General features: G+C 44.2%; 15 protein-coding genes. 8 read left to right on the forward strand and 7 right to left on the reverse strand.

Annotated elements, in window-relative coordinates; all coding sequences use genetic code 11:
- Nucleotides 1–107 precede the first annotated feature (107 nt).
- The 5 genes from MTF70_RS17400 (at nucleotide 108) to MTF70_RS17420 (ending at nucleotide 5,834) form a co-directional block, all read left to right on the forward strand.
- Nucleotides 108–1,232 (forward strand): glycosyltransferase family 1 protein, encoded by a 1,125-nt coding sequence (locus MTF70_RS17400; RefSeq protein ID WP_047102245.1) that lies wholly within the window; start codon nucleotides 108–110, stop codon nucleotides 1,230–1,232.
- A complete protein-coding gene (locus tag MTF70_RS17405; protein ID WP_005377649.1) occupies nucleotides 1,229–2,662 on the forward strand; it encodes a chain-length determining protein in 1,434 nt (477 codons plus the stop codon). Before MTF70_RS17400 ends, MTF70_RS17405 begins: the two co-directional genes overlap by 4 nt.
- Before the next feature lie 221 nt (nucleotides 2,663–2,883).
- Nucleotides 2,884–4,002 carry a glycosyltransferase gene (locus MTF70_RS17410; RefSeq protein WP_054865600.1) on the forward strand — a complete coding sequence of 373 codons (1,119 nt, stop codon included), beginning with the start codon at nucleotides 2,884–2,886 and terminating at the stop codon, nucleotides 4,000–4,002.
- On the forward strand, nucleotides 3,995–5,185 hold the full coding sequence (locus MTF70_RS17415; RefSeq protein WP_248394162.1) for a glycosyltransferase family 2 protein: 1,191 nt from the start codon (nucleotides 3,995–3,997) through the stop codon (nucleotides 5,183–5,185). Before MTF70_RS17410 ends, MTF70_RS17415 begins: the two co-directional genes overlap by 8 nt.
- Before the next feature lie 10 nt (nucleotides 5,186–5,195).
- The gene (locus tag MTF70_RS17420; RefSeq protein WP_005377654.1) at nucleotides 5,196–5,834 is read left to right on the forward strand and encodes a sugar transferase; all 639 of its coding nucleotides are present in this window, start codon (nucleotides 5,196–5,198) and stop codon (nucleotides 5,832–5,834) included.
- A gap of 19 nt (nucleotides 5,835–5,853) precedes the next feature.
- Here MTF70_RS17420 and MTF70_RS17425 read toward each other — a convergent pair whose 3' ends face one another.
- The 5 genes from MTF70_RS17425 to hrpA all read right to left on the reverse strand — a co-directional run bounded on the left by MTF70_RS17425 (nucleotide 5,854) and on the right by hrpA (nucleotide 13,675).
- Nucleotides 5,854–6,243: an ATP-binding protein gene (locus MTF70_RS17425; RefSeq protein ID WP_005377656.1), complete on the reverse strand. Its 390-nt coding sequence runs from the start codon at nucleotides 6,241–6,243 to the stop codon at nucleotides 5,854–5,856.
- A gap of 126 nt (nucleotides 6,244–6,369) precedes the next feature.
- Nucleotides 6,370–7,950 carry a BCCT family transporter gene (locus MTF70_RS17430; RefSeq protein ID WP_005377659.1) on the reverse strand — a complete coding sequence of 527 codons (1,581 nt, stop codon included), beginning with the start codon at nucleotides 7,948–7,950 and terminating at the stop codon, nucleotides 6,370–6,372.
- A gap of 362 nt (nucleotides 7,951–8,312) precedes the next feature.
- Nucleotides 8,313–8,828, reverse strand: coding sequence for an outer membrane beta-barrel protein (locus MTF70_RS17435; RefSeq protein WP_042522922.1), 516 nt, complete (start codon nucleotides 8,826–8,828; stop codon nucleotides 8,313–8,315).
- Nucleotides 8,829–9,027: 199 nt separating this feature from the next.
- Nucleotides 9,028–9,507, reverse strand: a complete 480-nt coding sequence (locus tag MTF70_RS17440; RefSeq protein WP_021033871.1) for an outer membrane beta-barrel protein — start codon at nucleotides 9,505–9,507, stop codon at nucleotides 9,028–9,030.
- Nucleotides 9,508–9,688: 181 nt separating this feature from the next.
- Nucleotides 9,689–13,675, reverse strand: a complete 3,987-nt coding sequence (gene hrpA / locus MTF70_RS17445) for an ATP-dependent RNA helicase HrpA (RefSeq protein ID WP_248394164.1) — start codon at nucleotides 13,673–13,675, stop codon at nucleotides 9,689–9,691.
- Between the two features lie 185 nt (nucleotides 13,676–13,860).
- Between hrpA and MTF70_RS17450 the strand changes: the two genes are divergently transcribed.
- The gene (locus MTF70_RS17450) at nucleotides 13,861–14,445 is read left to right on the forward strand and encodes an FMN-dependent NADH-azoreductase (RefSeq protein WP_005377667.1); all 585 of its coding nucleotides are present in this window, start codon (nucleotides 13,861–13,863) and stop codon (nucleotides 14,443–14,445) included.
- A gap of 94 nt (nucleotides 14,446–14,539) precedes the next feature.
- Here MTF70_RS17450 and MTF70_RS17455 read toward each other — a convergent pair whose 3' ends face one another.
- Both MTF70_RS17455 and MTF70_RS17460 read right to left on the reverse strand, forming a co-directional pair.
- Nucleotides 14,540–14,926, reverse strand: a complete 387-nt coding sequence (locus MTF70_RS17455; protein WP_225455410.1) for a hypothetical protein — start codon at nucleotides 14,924–14,926, stop codon at nucleotides 14,540–14,542.
- A gap of 65 nt (nucleotides 14,927–14,991) precedes the next feature.
- Nucleotides 14,992–16,296 carry a MipA/OmpV family protein gene (locus MTF70_RS17460; protein WP_054865630.1) on the reverse strand — a complete coding sequence of 435 codons (1,305 nt, stop codon included), beginning with the start codon at nucleotides 16,294–16,296 and terminating at the stop codon, nucleotides 14,992–14,994.
- Between the two features lie 235 nt (nucleotides 16,297–16,531).
- On the opposite strand from MTF70_RS17460, the gene MTF70_RS17465 reads away from it, so the two are divergent.
- A complete protein-coding gene (locus tag MTF70_RS17465; protein ID WP_005377676.1) occupies nucleotides 16,532–16,882 on the forward strand; it encodes a hypothetical protein in 351 nt (116 codons plus the stop codon).
- A 9-nt stretch (nucleotides 16,883–16,891) separates the two neighbouring features.
- Complete coding sequence (locus MTF70_RS17470; protein ID WP_064353898.1) at nucleotides 16,892–18,832, forward strand: alkaline phosphatase D family protein; 1,941 nt, start codon at nucleotides 16,892–16,894, stop codon at nucleotides 18,830–18,832.
- Nucleotides 18,833–18,868 lie beyond the last annotated feature (36 nt).

Consider the following 18,868-nt stretch of genomic DNA (forward strand, 5'->3'; position numbering starts at 1 on the left):
ATAAACAAAACCCATAACTCACTGTTTTAAAATGGCTAATTCCTTGGCACGCATTGTGATTACTCACTTAATTAGTAATCAAGTAACTAAGACTCAAGGAGAGCCACATGACGGACATCGTAGTATTTGGAGAAGATTTTGGTGGGTTACCCTCTTCCACTCAGCATATTGTCAAGCGACTAGCAGCGAACCATCGAATCCTTTGGGTGAACTCCATTGGCCTTCGTCAACCTAAGCTGGATTCTAAAGACATACAACGTGCGTTAAACAAACTCACTCGTGTATTTCATAACGTAGGCTCACACAAGCCAACATTGGACTCTGAAACAAACCCAAACATTCACATCATCAACTTGCTCACGATTCCTGCCCCTAGTTCTGCATTAGCAAGAAAAGTGGCCGCTAAGATGATGAAACACCAACTCAACAAACAATTACAAGCTCTTGGTTTTGATAAGCCCGTATTTTGGACGTCGCTCCCGACTGCTGCCGATGTTTGTGCAGAAATGAACCCACGTGGACTGATTTACTATTGTGGCGATGACTTTAGCGCTTTAGCTGGTGTTGACCACGACACGGTAACAAAGCACGAACGTACTCTTGTTAATGCGGCCAACGTTATCTTTACGGCAAGCGATACGCTCTCCACCAAGTTTCCATCACATAAAACCGTCACTTTACCTCACGGTGTCGACTTTAGTTTGTTCTCTGAGCCAGCACCTAAGGCTGAAGATTTTCCTAATAATGGTCGCAAAGTGCTGGGCTTTTATGGCAGTTTGTCTGAATGGTTAGACTACGACTTAATTGCCCAAGTCGCAGACCAAGCGCCTGACTGGGATCTCGTGTTCATCGGCCCCAACGAGTTCAGTGACAATCCACTTCCACAAAGAAGCAACATATACTACCTGGGCCCGAGAGCGCATCACACTCTGCCACGTTACTCTCAACACTGGGATGCAAGTTGGTTGCCCTTTGTTGATAACGCTCAAATCAAAGCGTGTAATCCGCTTAAACTTCTTGAGTACTTGGCAACAGGAACCTCTGTTATCAGCACACCCTTTCCCGCATTAATGCCGTACAAGCATATGCTCCACATAGTTCAAAATGTCGAAGATGTATGCGCCAGTCTCGATCACCTGATCCCACCCCCGGCAAACTCAAAGCAATACGTTCAACAGCAAAGCTGGGAAGCAAGAGCCAACCAAGTTGATAAATTAGTGAGGGCGCTATGAACGATTTAAGAGAAAACCTTAGTGTATTACTACATGGCGCTTGGCGACGTCGTTACATGATCGTTATCCCTATGCTTGTCTTGCCGGTGCTGGGTTTCATCGTAAGTAAGCTGGTTCCGACGACTTATGTTGCTCACACCAGCATGCTTATTCAAGAGACAGCGAAAATGAACCCGTTCCTTCAAGACCTTGCCGTCTCAACAATGCTTAAAGACCGATTGAGCGCACTCAGTACTCTGCTAAAAAGCCGACACGTTTTGTATTCTGTCGCAAAAGAACAATCGCTGATCAATGACGAGATGAGTGCAAAAGAGCAAGAGTTCATCATAAAAGATCTTGCGTCGCGCCTGTCTGTTCAGCCACTCGGTAAAGACTTCATTCAAATTCAATTGCAAAGTGGTAAATCAGAAGGAATGGAGTCGATGCTGCTGTCTGTCAGAGAGCATTTTGTCGAACAGCTTTTGGCTCCTGAGCGTTCTTCGATTAAAGATTCGAGCCATTTTTTGACTATCCATATCAACAAACGCAGGGAAGAACTAGACAAGGCTGAACAAGCCTTTGCAGAATATAAAAATACTTACTCAGACGCGACGCCCGAAATGCAAGCTCAAAGCCTTACTCGCCTTGCTAGCCTCAAACAAACGCTAGCCGAAAAGGAGGCGGAGCTTGCTGGTGTTTCACGAAGTCTAGGCAGTTTGGATCAACAACTATCCAAAACGAACCCGGTTATCGGTAAACTGGAAGAGCAAATCATCGACATTCGTAGTGAACTTACCCTGCTTCGCGCTAAATACACAGAGGCGCATAGTTTAGTGCAAGGTAAGTTGCGAGAATTAAACCGGTTGGAGCAGGAACGCTCGGTACTCTTGAACTCTAAACAACCAGAACTAAACAGTGCTCAACTATGGGATATCGCGAGCAATACCACAGTAAACAGTCTTGGCGAAGCACAGCCTCTACTTGTCTCCCAACTACATCAATTACAAATGATGCGCGGACGTTTTGAAGCACTTACGGAAGAAACCAACAGCTTGCGAGACATGATCCAAGAATTAGAGCGAAATGCGCACCAATTTGGGAGCACGGCAACAGAAATCAACCGCTTAGCTCGTGACGTCGCAGTGAAGAGAGAAATGTATGACGAACTCGTCGAACGCTATGAGATGGCCCAACTAACAGGCTCTTTGGGAGAGTTTGAAGAGAATAAGCGCGTAAAAATCATTGATGAACCGTTCACGCCAACGATTCCAACTAACTTACCTAGTTTTGTATTTGTCATTTTAGGATTTATTGGTGGCGCTGGTTTAGGCATTGGATTAGCGACGATACTTGAGTTAGCCGATAACTCTATCCGCTCTAAAAGAGCATTAGAAAAACACCTTGGTGTTCCTGTCATCACCACTTTACCTAACGTAGTGTACGGAAACTAACCGCCATAAGAACTCATTTACAAGCACTCGGTCTGCGAGTGCTTTTCTTTTACTACTGCCTTATACAGCCTCATAGCATGTCCACTAATATGAATCTCAAATTGAGAATAAACATAAAGTCTCACAAGCATCAATATTAACTTATTGTTTTTAAATGATTAATTTTTTGGCACGCAGTCTGCAACTCCTAAATAAACAAAGAACTCAACGAGGGTTTGAAAATGGAATTCAGACAAAAACACAATAACACTAAGCACAGCAAAAAAGTGATATTACACGTCGTGCAACACTTAGCTCCTGGTGGTTTAGAAACGCTCGTACTAGAAATGCTTCGTTTTGCGCAGCCAAACCATTTCGTTTTTGTCGTGAGCTTAGAAGGAAGCAAAGAACATGCACTACAAGGCTGGCAAAAACTATTGCCCTACCAAGGCCAACTGCACTTTCTTAATAAGAAACCTGGATTCAGCGGAAAAACCATCAGTACGCTGACTTCCATGCTCAAAGGACTTAAGCCTGACGTGGTCCACACCCATCATATCGGCCCACTTCTGTATGGTGGTATTGCTGCACGTTTAGCGCACGTACCTGTAGTGATTCATACCGAGCACGACGCATGGCACCTTAATAACAAAAAATCAGCTCGACTGCAGTCCCTACTGCTAAAAATGATTCGCCCGCAAGTAGTTGCCGATGCTAACTTTGTCGCCCATCAAATACAGACTAAGTTAAAGTATCGCAAAGTTTGTACTATCCATAACGGGATTGACTGTCAGAAGTTTAAAAGCGGTGACCAAACGGCAACAAGACACTTGTTTGAACTTCCAACCGACAAAATCGTGATTGGCGTTGCCGGGCGTCTAGAAGCAGTTAAAGGCCATAAAGTGCTTATCGAAGCATTCTCTCATCTTACGCCAAACACACACCTAGCCATTGCTGGAGATGGTTCTCAGCGAGCTCAATTGGAAGCACAAGTTAGAACGTTAAAACTTGAAGATCGAGTAACCTTTTTAGGCTTGGTCGACGATATGCCCAGCTTTTACCAAAGCCTAGACTTGTTTTGCTTACCATCACTTCAAGAGGGATTTCCTCTCTCAACCCTCGAGGCTCAAGCATGTGACATTCCTTGCGTCGCGACGGATGTTGGCGGCGTGAAAGAGACGCTCTGTCCGAACAACAGCACACTGGTTGAAGCAAATCGCGTGTTTTCGTTGGCCGAAGCGTTATCACAGCAACTGGAATCATCACACCGCTCTCCTCGAACTTTTATTCTCAAACACTTTGATATCATAGACATGGTGAGTCGCTACTCACGTTTGGCCAAGGAGGCTAGCTATGAATGATTTACTTTGGATTATAGGGTTTTGTTTATCCGCGTTTTTGATTGTCTATCATCACGTTGGGTACCCACTGCTCCTTAAGTGGCTTCCTTTAAAACAGCAAGACGAAACCAAAGCACCATTTGTAGAGCGAGCTTACAAAGCCTCCAAAACAGACAGCCAGCTACCCTCTATTACTGTCATCGTGCCCGCCTACAATGAAGAACAATGGATAGCAGAGAAGATCCGTAACCTTGCGAGCCTAGACTACCCGAGGGATAAATTAAGAGTAGTGATCGCATGTGATGGCTGCACAGATAACACAGCCGAGATTGCTCAAGCGACAATTCAAGAAGCAATCTGCTCTGATACTCTGTTCATTATTAATGATCACCAAGTCAATCGCGGTAAAGTTGCCCTACTCAACGAAGAAATGCGTCATGTTAGCTCGGACATTACCGCACTGAGTGACACGTCGGCATTGATTTCTTGCGATTCTCTATTGCTAGCTAGTCAGCATTATCAAAATGAGAACGTTGGAGTGGTTAACGCAACATATCAAATAATGAGCACTGATAACCAAGGTGAAGCGGCGTATTGGCAATACCAGTCTCGAGTAAAGCACCAAGAATCTTTGTTAGGTTCAACGATTGGTTCCCACGGTGCGTTTTACACTTTCAGAACTCACTTATTTGAACCACTGGAAGTTAGCACCATTAATGACGACTTTATTCTCCCTATGAGAATCGTTTTGCGAGGCTATAGCGCTATTTACGAGCCAAACATGCTGGCTCTTGAACTAGAACAGAGCTCAGACAACGCAGATTTCAAGCGGCGCCTAAGAATTTCAGCGGGTAACATGCAGCAGCTCATGCAATTAAAGAAATTACTGCTACCTCGTTATCGTGGCACTGCCTTTGCATTTCTATCGGGAAAGGTTCTGCGCTTAGCAACACCCTATTTGATGATTGTTTGCTTTATTTGCTCACTACTACTGGCACACAATCCGCTGTTTCAAGTAATGCTGTCCGCACAAGTTGGTATTTATAGCATCGCGCTTATCACTTACTTGATGCCAGCACTTAACACAATTAAACCTTTTAAGCTGATTAGCTACATCGTCATTGGTCATCTCGCCAACTTTATCGGCGGTATGAAGTATTTACTCGGAATGGAAAATGGACGTTGGAAACGCGTCAACCAATAAGGAAAGCATCATGAAAAACTCACGCTACGATTCAAATGTATGCCACGCGAAAAGAACGTTTGATGTACTGGTTGCAATGCTTATTTTGGTCGTCACTGCACCACTATTCCCATTTATCGCGCTAGCGATCAAAACCACATCGAAAGGCCCTGTGATTTATCGCCAATTGCGAGTAGGACGCTGCACACCAGAAAAAATGGATCTTTTTCAAATCATGAAGTTTCGCACCATGTATATTGATGCAGAGCAACGCTCTGGCGCAGTATGGGCAACTGAAAATGATCCCCGCATCACGCCAGTAGGACGCTTTTTACGCAAAACGCGTTTAGATGAACTACCTCAACTGTTTAATGTGTTGAGAGGTGAAATGTCGATGATTGGGCCGCGCCCAGAACGCCCAGCTTTCTACCAGAAATTGGAAGATGAAATCCCCTATTTTGTAGAGCGCACATATGGCGTGTTACCAGGTATCACAGGCTTAGCTCAGGTTAACCAAGGCTATGATGCATGCATTGAAGATGTAAGACGCAAAGTTGGGTTTGACCACAGTTACGCACTAAGCTTAGGTTCGTTTTACTCTTGGATTTCAATGGACCTTTCAATCATGAGCAAAACATTCGTTGTGATGATTGACGGACGAGGTCAATAACTTCCGGTTCTGGTAACGGTCATTCTTGCCACTGGCGTCGCATCTTTTCTATCGTCGCTGGTGGTACATCATGAATGCTTTGATACGCTCCGTGGCACACTTTAATTTCCACCTCGATGCGCTTCTTCATGCAGTAGTCCATGTAACGCTTCATCTCCCAATGTCGAACAAACGTATTGCTCACAATCACGACTCTCCCTTTGTTCAACCACTTTCTAGTTTGCTGAAAACACCACTCATGCGCTTGAGGTAATTGAACTGGTTCAAAGTGATAATCACCTTCATCATTTTCAAAATACATGTCAGCTTCAAAATGCTTAGCACCAAGCTCTATCGCTAGTTGTTTTGCTAAGGTTGTTTTACCTGAACCCGGAAGTCCACGAATAAGAATGAGTTTAGCCAGTGACATAATGCAGTTTAATGAGGTGGGAATAAGCCTAAACTGTAACGAAATTATTGGAAAAGAAAAGTAGAAATAAAAAATGCCGAGCACATTAGGCTCGGCATTTAAACTCAATCATGGATCGTGTTGTATTTATTTGTAAGCTGGCAGTTCTGTTCTTAACCCTTTCACCAAACTTACGCACATCAACAGCAGAACAAAAGTAAACGGTAATCCTGTTGCAACAACACCTGATTGCAATGCTTGCAGGGCTTCTTTACCACCAACCCAAAGCATTACGGCTGCAATTGCACCTTCAATACACGCCCAGAAAATGCGTTGCGGTACTGGTGCATCAATCTTACCACCGGCGGTAATACTATCGATAACCAGTGAGCCAGAGTCTGACGATGTAATAAAGAATACCAGAATCAGCACGATAGAAAGCATTGAAATCACTGAGCTATACGGAAGCGCATCGTAAACATGGAACAGAGTCAATGAAATATCAGTTAGGCCATTTGCACCTAGCTCACCAACTTTATTCACCACTTGGTCAAGCGCGATACCACCAAACACAGACATCCAAATCAAAGTAACAACTGTAGGAATAACGATGACTGCGAATAAGAATTCTCGAACCGTACGACCTTTAGACACACGCGCGATAAACATACCAACAAACGGTGACCAAGATACCCACCAAGCCCAGTAGAATACCGTCCAGCCGTGCATCCAAGTTTCATCTTCACGACCGTGAGGGTTACTCAATGGAATAATATTTTCAATGTAAGCCATTGTTGTGTCGCGTAGCGAGCTCCACGCCGTATCAAACGTGATGAAGGTAATGAAAATAAGCAGCGCAAACGCAACCACCATATTGACGTTACTCAGTAGCTTAACACCACCATCAATACCACGAATCACTGATAGCACCGCGATAAAGGTAACGAAGGTGATCACAATCATTTGTGTACCAATGCCGCCTTCTAGACCAAAGACATGATTAATACCACTGGTCGCCTGCTGAGCACCCAGACCTAGCGACGTTGCAAGACCAAATAGCGTCGACAAAACGGCAAGGATATCAATAACGTGACCTAACCAGCCCCATGCACGGTCACCAAAAATTGGATAGAACGCCGCGCGCAATGAAAGTGGTAAACCTTTGTTAAAGGCAAAAAACGCTAATGCTAGTGCAACGAGTGCGTAAATACTCCAACCATGTACACCCCAGTGGAACATAGTGGCACCCATCGCGAGGGATTTTGCTTCTTCGGTGTATGGTACTGCGTTAAGTGGCATTCCCCACCAATCAGTGAAATACGCGGTCGGCTCAGCCACACTCCAGAACAGAAGACCAATACCCATACCCGCGGCGAAAAGCATCGACAACCAAGAAACGGTTGAGTGATCCGGCGTTGCTTCTTTGCCTCCTAAGCGGATTTTACCTAGCGGAGAAAAAAGAAGAGCAACGGCGAACAATAAGAAGAAGTTTGTCGACCACATAAAGAACGCATCAAACTGTTCGATAATTCCGTTTTTTAGACCGTTTAATACGTCTCGAGCAGTGGTTGGCTCAACAAGAAGAAGTGAAATCAGACAGAAAACAACGAGCCCCGCACTAATGCCAAAAACCGGGTTATGTATATCGAATCCCCACTTTTGAACGTTATCCTGTCCAACCTGATAATCGGTTGTATCAATACTATATTTTTTAAATGCATTATCCATAAATACAAATTTAACGTGAATTTGAAACGCCCCTCAGGTGAGAAGAACTCCAATACCGCCCTCCATTAATTTGAACTCTAAAGTTTTAAAGCGGGACGAATTTTAGCAGCAATCACATATTTTTGCAAAAAGTCGTGATTTATTGCATTTTAAGCTCAATTCAAGACAGATGAAGGGGAAATAATATCAACACAAAAATTATGAGGTCTAACGATTGATTTTGTCGTAGGTTGTAGACTAGAAAAGACACAAGAAATACTTAAGTTCATAGCCAGTCACTGCGCAAATAGAGAAGACCTGCGCTGATTTGGTTTCACAATTAACGACGAAACCAAATCAGCAAACCTTTCATCCAGCGAGCGTTATAAGAAATGGAAGGTGATGTTCCCTGTTACGCTGCTAACGGTATCGCTATCGCCTTCAATATCCACGCCAAACGCTTGATAACTCGCGCCCACAGACACATTGTCAAGCAAGAAGTATTCGGCACCAACACTATACATGTAAGAGACGCCATCATCTTTGTCTAAGTTTCTCAGTCCGCCGTCATAATCAACGTTGAATGCATTGATGCCGCCTTTTGCGTAAACGTGTAACGGGCCGAAGTCGATACTAGGTTTCGCCGCTAAATAGAATGAATCAAAATCAGCACTACCCCTGCTGCCACTCAAAGATAAATCCACTTTGCCGTGATTAAAGTAGCCTGCTTCAATGCCAATGAACGGCAAAATACCAGTACCGACATGAATACCGTAGGTTGTATCATTTTCGCTGTCGATATCGGACTGACCAATTTGGCCACCAGCGTAAATCCAAGAGTCAGCCATTGCTGACGTTGAGCACAACGTTAGAGCGAATAACGAGAGTGTTTTTTTCATACTATCCCTTCCTGATCGATTCCTAAGCGAAACATTACGCAAATATGCGCATTTAATCGCCACTATATATTGGAAAGCATAGGCATTTTAAGACTCTAAAAGTGAATAATTTATGTTCAACTTTTGTTTTGTGACTTCCAGACAAAAAAACACCGACATAAAGCCGGTGTGTTTCATATGGTGTTAGAAAGCTTGACGCTTATAGGAAATGTAGTGTTGCGTTAACAGAGAACGTGCTGATATCGTCTTTACCAGCAGTGTAGTTCATGTAGCTAGCACCAACAGACATCGGGCCAAAAATGAAGTACTCAGCACCCACACCGTACATTAGGTCCAAATCGTCATCGTCTTTGCCGCCTTTCACTTTTTTGTCCCACTGATGGAAACCACCTTTTGCGTACACGTGTAGCGGACCGAAGTCGATACTTGGCTTAAGTGCTGCGTAGTAAGAAGTTAGCTTAGTGTCTTGACCATTTACGTTGAACTCACCGTGTTGTGTTACACCAGCTTCAACACCAATGATAGGTAGAATGCCTGTACCAACGTGAACAGAGTATGATGTGTCCGTCTCACCTTTGTAGTCAGACTGACCTACTGTTGCACCACCGTAAATCCAAGAATCCGCCATTGCCGCAGAAGATGCGCCAAGTAGCGCCACTGCTAATAGAGTTTTTTTCATCATCTACCTTTACTCTTTATTATTCCCACGTCTGCATAACTCAGTCGTTGGTACTACAAATAAAGGGAGGCGAACTATTGCCTCCCAGAACTAAAAATAATGCTTATTGAGTTACTAGCAATTAGTGTACCAGCAACTTCTTAAGCGATAATTACAAATCTGACACTATTTTACTGGTTGATTAGCAAGCATCAATCGCGTTTTTGACTCGTTTATCAGAAACAGGATAAGGAGTGCCTAATTGTTGAGCAAAGTAACTCACGCGAAGCTCTTCAATCATCCAACGCACTTCTTTTACATTTTCAGGAATGGCCACACCTTTCGGGATCTTGTTCAGCAACTCTTTATAGTCTTGAGTCACAGATTCAATCTTCAGCATATGTAAACGATCTTTGTTTGGATCGATTGGCAACTTCTCCATACGACGCTCTATCGCGCGCATGTAGCGAAGAATATCCGGCAAGCGTTTCCAGCCACATTCCGTTGCAAAGCCTTTGAAGATCAAGCCTTCAATTTGTGCTTTGATATCGGACAGAGCAAACGCCATTGTGAAGTCGATCTTGCCTTTTACCTTCTTATTGATGCTAAACGCCGTGGTCAGAATAGTCTCAACCTGTTGAGCAATCTCTACAACGGTGTCACCCAATTCAGCACGAACGTGTTCTTTCAACGCTTCGAACTTCTCTGGCTCCCAAACTAAACCACCCTGCTCTTCAATAAGCTTATCGACACCACAGGCAATGCAGTCATCTATCAGATCAAGCACTTTGCCGTATGGATTAAAGTACAGACCCAGCTTCGATTTGTTCGGTAAGTTGGCGTGCAAATATTTAATTGGCGACGGTACGTTCAATAAAATTAGGCGACGCTGACCAGCACGCATTGCCGTTATCTGCTCGTACTCCGTTTCGTAGAGTTTGATTTCAACGCTGTCTTTGGTATCAACAAGCGCCGGATACGCTTTTACATCGTAGCCGCCACGTTTTTGTTGATACACTTTCGGCAATTCTCCAAAACTCCACGTATGCAGACCTTGCTGTTCGATATCGTCATCCGCAACTTTGGAAAGCGTTTCTTGAACTTTGTCTTTCAAACTTTCTTTCAGTTCATGAAGGTCTTTGTTTTCCTTCAGTTTACGATTTCGGTGATCAACCGCACGAAACGTGACTTTCAAGTGCTCAGGTACTTGTTCCAAGTTCCAGTCTTCACGCAGCACTTCTACGCCCGTCATGCGTCGCAACTCTTTCTCCAATGAATCTAACAGCGGCGCTTCCATTGGCGTAACGCGCGCTAAGAATGCATCGGCATAGTTCGGCGCAGGCACAAAGTTCTTACGAATTGTCTTTGGCAACGATTTAATCAAGCTAACCACAAGCTCATGGCGTAAACCTGGGATCTGCCAGTCAAAGCCCGCTGGTTCAACTTGGTTTAAAATCGGCAACGGCAAATGCACTGTGACACCGTCACTATCATCGCCTGGTTCAAATTGGTAACTCAATTTGAGCTTCAAACCATTTTGATGCCAGAAGTTCGGGTAATCCAAATCGGTCACATGGCTAGCATCACCCTTGAACAGCATCTCTTTTTCAAAGTTCAGCAGTTCCGGATTTTCTTTAGATGCCTTTTTCCACCACGTATCGAAATGCTTACCAGACACCACTTCGGTGCCAACGCGTTGGTCATAGAAATCAAACAGCTCATCATCATCCACTAAGATGTCTCGACGACGAGATTTATGCTCAAGCTCTTCCACTTCTTGCAGAAGCTTACGGTTTTGCTTAAAGAACGCGTGTTTGGTTTCCCATTCACCCTCAACCAATGCACTACGAATGAAGATTTCGCGACTTACGATCGAATCGATACTGCCGTAGTTGACCAAGCGTTTCGGTACGATTGGTACGCCGTAAAGCATCACTTTTTCGTGCGCCATCACCGCAGCACGTTTCTTCGACCAATGCGGTTCGCTGTAACTGCGCTTAATAAGGTGTTTAGCTAACGGCTCAATCCATTCTGGCTGAATCTTGGCAATAATGCGGCCCCAAAGTTTCGAGGTTTCCACCAGCTCGGCTGACATAATCCATTTAGGTTGTTTCTTGAATAATCCCGATGCTGGGAAGATATGAAAGCGAGCGTTACGCGCGCCTTGATATTCATTCTTTTCTTGGTCTTTCATGCCGATGTGCGACAGCAAACCAACCAAAATGGCACTGTGTACGCCATGGTAAGAAGCGGGCTCATCGTTAAGCTTGAACTCCATCTCACGCATCGACTGATGAATTTGGAAGTACACGTCTTGCCACTCGCGAACGCGCAAGTAGTTCAAATAGTCTTGCTTACACTGTTTGCGGAACTGATTGCTAGACAAGGCTTTTTGCTGCTTTTGGATGTATTCCCACAAATTCACAAATGTCAGGAAGTCCGACTCTTCATGGAAGAAGCGACGATGTTTATCGTCTGAAGATTGTTGTTTATCTGAAGGACGTTCGCGTGGATCTTGAATCGACAAGGCCGCTGCAATGATCATCACTTCTTTAAGCGCACCATATTTTGGCGCTTCCAATACCATACGCGCCAAGCGCGGATCGATTGGCAAACGCGCTAATTGGCGACCAATGGAAGTCAGGCGCTTTTTCGGGTCTTTTACCTCAGAGTTAATCGCACCAAGCTCTTCCAGCAAACGCACGCCGTCTTGGATGTTACGTTTATCCGGTGCTTCCACAAACGGAAACGCTTGAATATCACCCAAACCAAGTGCCGTCATTTGCAAGATAACCGACGCTAGGTTGGTACGCAGGATTTCAGGATCAGTAAACTCTGGGCGTGACTCAAAATCTTCCTCTGAGTACAGACGAATACAAATACCCTCTTCCACACGACCACAACGACCTTTTCGCTGGTTCGCACTCGCCTGAGAAACTGGCTCGATTGGAAGACGCTGAACCTTGGTACGGTAACTGTATCGGCTAATACGCGCTGTACCCGGGTCAATAACGTACTTAATACCCGGAACAGTTAGCGAGGTTTCTGCCACGTTGGTTGCCAGTACAATTCGGCGACCAGTGTGAGGTTGGAAAATCTTATTCTGCTCACCTGCCGACAAACGCGCGTAAAGCGGCACAATTTCCGTGCTCTTCAGATTACGTTTGGACAATGCATCTGCGGTATCACGGATTTCACGTTCACCGTTCATGAAAATCAGGATGTCACCTAAACCTTCATCGCACAGTTCATCTACCGCTTCGAAGATGCCTTCAAGCTGGTCACGATCATTGTCGTCATCACCGCTTAGTGGGCGGTAACGTGTTTCTACTGGGTAAGTACGACCCGATACTTCAATGATTGGTGCATTGTTGAAGTGTTTTGAGAAGCGTTCTGGGTCGATGGTTGCCGACGTGATGATCACTTTCAAATCAGGACGACGTGGCAGCAACTCTTTCAAGTAACCCAAGATGAAATCGATGTTGAGGCTGCGCTCGTGCGCTTCATCGATAATGATGGTGTCGTATTGATTCAAGAAACGGTCATGCTGAATTTCAGCTAGCAAGATACCGTCCGTCATCAATTTGATTTGGGTATTTTCAGAGATCTGATCGTTGAATCGAACCTTGTAACCAACAAACTCACCAAGCTTGGTTTCCATCTCTTCGGCAATACGGTTAGCAACCGAACGCGCTGCAAGACGACGAGGCTGAGTATGACCAATCAGACCAAATTTACCGCGACCAAGCTCAGCACAGATTTTGGGTAGCTGAGTGGTTTTACCTGAACCGGTTTCACCCGCGACGATAACCACTTGGTTTTCTTCGATCGCTTTCGCAATATCGTCGCGTTTTTGGCTGACTGGAAGAATTTCAGGGTATTCAATCGTTGGTTTGTAGCTACTACGTTGCTCCACAACCATCATGGATTTGGCGATGTCTAATGCGATTTCGTCGAACACAGCATTACGCGCTGCGTCCTTCTTAATTTTGCTTGCACCAGAAATACGTTTACTCAAGCGGAAACGGTCGCGCATCATGCACTGATTCAGCGCTTTACGCAGAGATGCAGCACTATTCACTTGAGCCTGAGGTGTTTGAGCTTGTTTCGCTGTCGCTTTTTGCGCACCATTTGACGGTGTCGCTTGCTCTTCAGCTAGATTCTTTTTTGGGGGCTGTGACGAAGTCAAAGCGTTTCCTATTCTTTTCATTACAAAAACTGCGCGGATTGTATCACACAAGATCTGTAACAAGATAACCGAAAGCTCATTCAATTTTTTCGAACATGTTCAGCGAATCGCTAGGCTTTTGAACTCACTCACGTTGCTTATAATGGCTCCCATAGTCGAAAGCACTTATTTAAGGAATAACCATTATGTCTCGTGTACTAGCTCTAAAATCAAGCATCCTTGGCGATTACTCTCAATCAAACAAATTGGTTGAAGACTTCATCAAAAATGTAGACCAAGACAAGCTTACTGTTCGTGACTTGGCTGCAAACCCGCTACCTGTTTTGGACTTCGCCGTTGCGACTGCACTGCGCGCTACGGAAGATCTTTCACAAGAACAGCAAGCGGTAGTCGACTTGTCTGACACCCTTATTGAAGAAGTAAAGGCCGCAGACACTTTGGTTATTGCCGCTCCAATGTACAACTTCACCATCCCGACTCAGCTTAAAAACTGGATTGATTTGATTGCTCGTGCAGGCGTGACATTCAAATACACAGAAAACGGCGTTCAAGGTTTGATTGAAGGTAAAAAGGCGATTGTAGTAACGACTCGTGGTGGTATTCATAAAGATTCACCAACTGACAACGTTACGCCATACCTACGCACTGTACTGGGTTTTGTAGGAATCACTGATGTAGAATTTGTTTACGCAGAAGCGCTAAACATGGGTGAAGATGCAGCTGCAAAAGGCATTTCAGAAGCGCAAAGCCAACTTGCAACAATGGCGTAAGTTAGAATAAACCAGAATACAAAAGGGATTGGTTCGCGCTAATCCCTTTTTGGATCCTGATGCCTTGATCGTATTTATAGGGTCTCTTACATCGTCAAAGACGATTCACTTTCTCCAAGTTGCGTATTGCATCGAGGTAGACTTTTTCTAAAGACCGCTCAGCTTCGCTTATCATATTCTCGATCATCGCATTAAACGCGACATCGCTACGGATTTCTATATTGTCTCCCGCCTTAACGTCAAGAGAGTTGACGTACAACACCAACCATTCATCTCCCTCCAAATGCCCTTCTCCGTGAATGGCAAAAAAGCGTTTAGCAAATTCATAGTTAGTACAATTTATCGTTTCAATTTGAATATTGAATGAGGAGTCGATACTCATGGTGCTCATGCCATCCGATTCATCAGATGCATCACAAACAGCCTTAACTCTGGCACGATATACGAAATTTCTCGTTGAAAGCAGCATAGTATTATTCATCTTTACTCATAATGGGCGATAAATAAGTCAGTTGCAAATCCGACCTATATGCATCTCGCGATGCGCTAAAACTCGAACTGGAAATAAATAGTATTGTAGTTGCTCCCACCTTTAATTCGCCCAAACTGGGAAGCGCTTTCAAAAATCGCCGAGCGGTGATGCAATGAATAGCCCACCCACATATTGTTCCAGCTCTTTTGGTTGAAGAGATCGCCTACATTGACATCAAACGAGAAATCTAGGTAGTTGAGCAACTTGCTTGGTGTATAACCCTTGTCTTCCATTTCTGTGCCTTCAATATAGGTAATGCTATCAATGTATGACATACCTTCCGCTACACCAAATCGCCAAGTCGTAGGCCAATTAACCGTATAATAAGCCTTAATCGCCATGACGTATTCTGTGCTCGCAGACTGAACACTGGACGACCAGTGATGAACCAACCCTGGCGTTAAATAAATATCAAGAGGAAAACCAAACAGCTCATCCGTTAATGGATGCCCATAAAACAATGAAGTAAGTTGATTGTCGTATGGGTCTCTTTCTCTCTCAAAGCTAAATATTTCACCGATGTTCGAAGGCGTCGCCCAACCATGCGCAATACGTAGATATGCTTTATTGCTCAGTGTTGGTTTCGGAGCTTGGCTTTTATCGTTGAAAAAGCCAAAACCAACAAACACTTCTCCCTGATACCGATCTTCTACAAGCTGACTGTTGTAGGCGTTATCATCTAAGCGAGTAACACTCGTCTCACCCAATAAATACAAATTTGAAGTTACATGGTAACGCGCTTTAATACCAAGATTGGTGTCAAGCCCAGCTCCAATTCTCTCGCCAGTAATATCCTTAAAGGAATAATATTCACTATTGAAATCAGCGTCTTTGTATCGAATCGTAATCGATGGCTCTAATTCCCAATCACCAAATACATAATTGGCAGCAAGGCGGTAATTAGAGTGAAACTGGAGTTCGTCGTCCGTCATCAACTCTACTTCTGCGCGCCAAGTGTCGTTAATGCTATAACGCACTTGCCCACCGAAATCGACTCTGTCCCCTTCATTAGCATTTTGTAGCGACATGGGAATATCGACAAATCTCAATCGCATGAGTGCGCTCGCGCGCCAGTCGGAATCACTCTCGTTATACAAAAAAGCGCCACCTTCAATGCCATTGATATACACATGTTCGTTTTCAAAGAACATCATTGGTACAAATGTACTCACCGTAGAGTCATTATCGGCGGTGTAAAACGGAATCGATGCTGTGCGATACATCGCAGCAATCCCCCACGTTTGTTCGTCTGCACCATGCGCAGAAGAAACTGCCGCAGCTAAAGGTAAAGCGAGTGTTGTTAGAATTAATCTCTTCATGAGTTCGAAAAATGTTGGTTGAGAAGCAGGCAAACATCAATGATTTGCCATTAAAAGCTTATGTTCTGCTGATGATAGCCGTTACAATGGCAAATGTTGTCATCCTCGTGACAGTTTGAGTCCCATGATCATATTAATATTGCATGACTAGGTGAGCTTGTTTGCGAATATTTTACCATTACAACAAGCGCTTAAACTCTAGCTTAGTTCTAAATCAAACATAATGAAGTAAAAAGTGAAAGCATCAGAACTCATCTCTACCTTGAATCATTTACCCGCAGACACAGACCCAGACATTGTGATGGGAGAAGCATGGCTGCCAGAGAGGTTGATAGGGACTCAACTCGATGGTGACATGTTGTTTTTGCACTTTGATAATGCACCAGAAGATGGTCAAGGTGACGAAGAAGGGCGTGGCTTCGTCGAACACGAAATCGACTTAATTAGAACTCGGCTTCAGCAAATTTTGGATGAAGACAGTGATAACGCGTCAAAAGCCGATGCGATGCTTGGTTTGTTCCTTATGGGACATGAACTTAGTAGCTCGCAAGTTATCGAAATATTAGAAGAAGAAGCTGACACATAAGGAGCCGTTTTGCCAGCATTGATGAACACGACTGAAATTTCTTCACTTCCTCTTGTCGTTGCAGGTCCGATCCTACGTAAAGTGACCGCAACTGAAATCAATATTTGGCTAGTCACCACCCAACGCTTGGAGGGTATGGTGCAAATTACGGATGAAAATGCCTCCATCCTTTATCAAGCCCCTTTAAGTGAACAAAAAGAACAGCTTCAAATCGGCCTCAATGCGTGGTGTTGCTTACTTAAATTAGAAGGCGAGTTTCCAACCCATCAAGCGTTACGCTATCAAATAAAAACGCAATATGGATTAGTGACGGAACTGCTCCCTCACCTGACTTATGAGCGAGATAATACGCCAAACTTGGGTATTGAGTTCCTCGTTAGTGAAAAAGCGGATTATCTCCTACATGGCTCTTGCCGTAATCCCCATCACTTCAGTGATGATACATTGGTCGCTGCGGATCATAAAATCGCGTCTCAATCCATTGAAGAAAGACCGGATATGCTCATCATGAGTGGTGATCAAATCTATGCAGACCATGTTGCAGGCCCCACTCTCGATGCCATTGAGCAAGTCATAGCTTTATTGGGTTTGCCAGGCGAAGAATTCGATCAAGCTCCGATAAAAAATACCAATGAGCTCTACCAACACCCTGCTTGCTATTATGGTCGAGATAAATTGTTGCCTCATTATGTGAGTGATGACAGTTTACTAAGTAAGTTTTTTCCACACCGAGGGACACCAATATTCAGCGCCAAAGAGTGTGAGAATCACCTAATAAGCTTTGCTGAGTGCTTTGCAATGTACTTATTGGTTTGGTCTCCGACCTTGTGGAAGCTTGTTCGAACGGATCGTTTATTAGAAAACGAATTTACTGTCGGCGGAGAAGTTCTTGAACCCAAATGGCAGCAGCAATGGCGCGAAGAAAAAAAACAAATTGATAAATTCGTCGCAGGTCTGGACAAGGTTCAACGCTTACTCGCTCACATTCCAACCTATATGATTTTTGATGATCACGATGTCACCGACGATTGGAATCTCACCATAGGCTGGGAACAAGCCGCATACAGCAACACGTTTGCAAAACGCATTATCGGTAATAGCTTGATTGCTTACTGGGTTTGCCAAGGTTGGGGAAATGCGCCAGAAAAATTCAATGATGAATTTATGAGCCTCGCTCAACGCTTTATCGATGAGCGAACCTCGCAAACCCAAGATGCATTTATTCAATATTTGTATCGCTTTGAGAATTGGCACTACACCATTCCTACGACACCAAAAGTTGTCGTGCTAGATACACGAACCAGACGCTGGCGTTCTGAGTCTAAAATGAACAAACCTTCTGGCTTAATGGACTGGGAAGCGATGATTGAGTTCCACCAAGAACTCGTGCACCAAGACAAAGTTGTTATTGTTTCTGCCGCGCCAATGTTTGGTGTGAAATTTATCGAAGCACTACAACGTGTGGTGACCATGCTTGGTAAACCATTGATGGTTGATGCTGAAAACTGGATGGCTCACCCCGGAAGTGCGAATACTCTTATTAGTATTTTCACACACACAAAGACACCAACTAACTTTGTTATTCTCTCTGGCGACGTACACTACTCTTTTGCATACGATATTAAGCTCCGCTATCGAAAAAACAGTCCGAATATCTATCAAATCACCTGTAGTGGAATTAAAAATCAGTTCCCTACACAACTGCTCAATATTTGTGATGGCCTAGATAGACTGCTATACAGCCCTCGCTCACCTTTAAACTGGTTCACAAAACGTAAACGACTCAAGATTTACAAACGCGCACCAAGTACGCACAACTTTTATCGCTTGGTTAACCATAGTGCCATTGGTGAGCTACGCCTTGATGATGAAGGCAAACCAAGTCAAATTAGTATTCTGACGAGTGATGGTGACGAAGTTCATTTTCCACCGACACGTGCTGAAAGCTGAGTATCAATCCCAAAATGACTTGCCCTTTGTAAGAGG

Origin of the sequence: Vibrio sp. 2CM40D, assembly GCF_023161825.1 — a bacterium.
GTDB classification, from domain to species: Bacteria; Pseudomonadota; Gammaproteobacteria; order Enterobacterales; family Vibrionaceae; genus Vibrio; species Vibrio alginolyticus.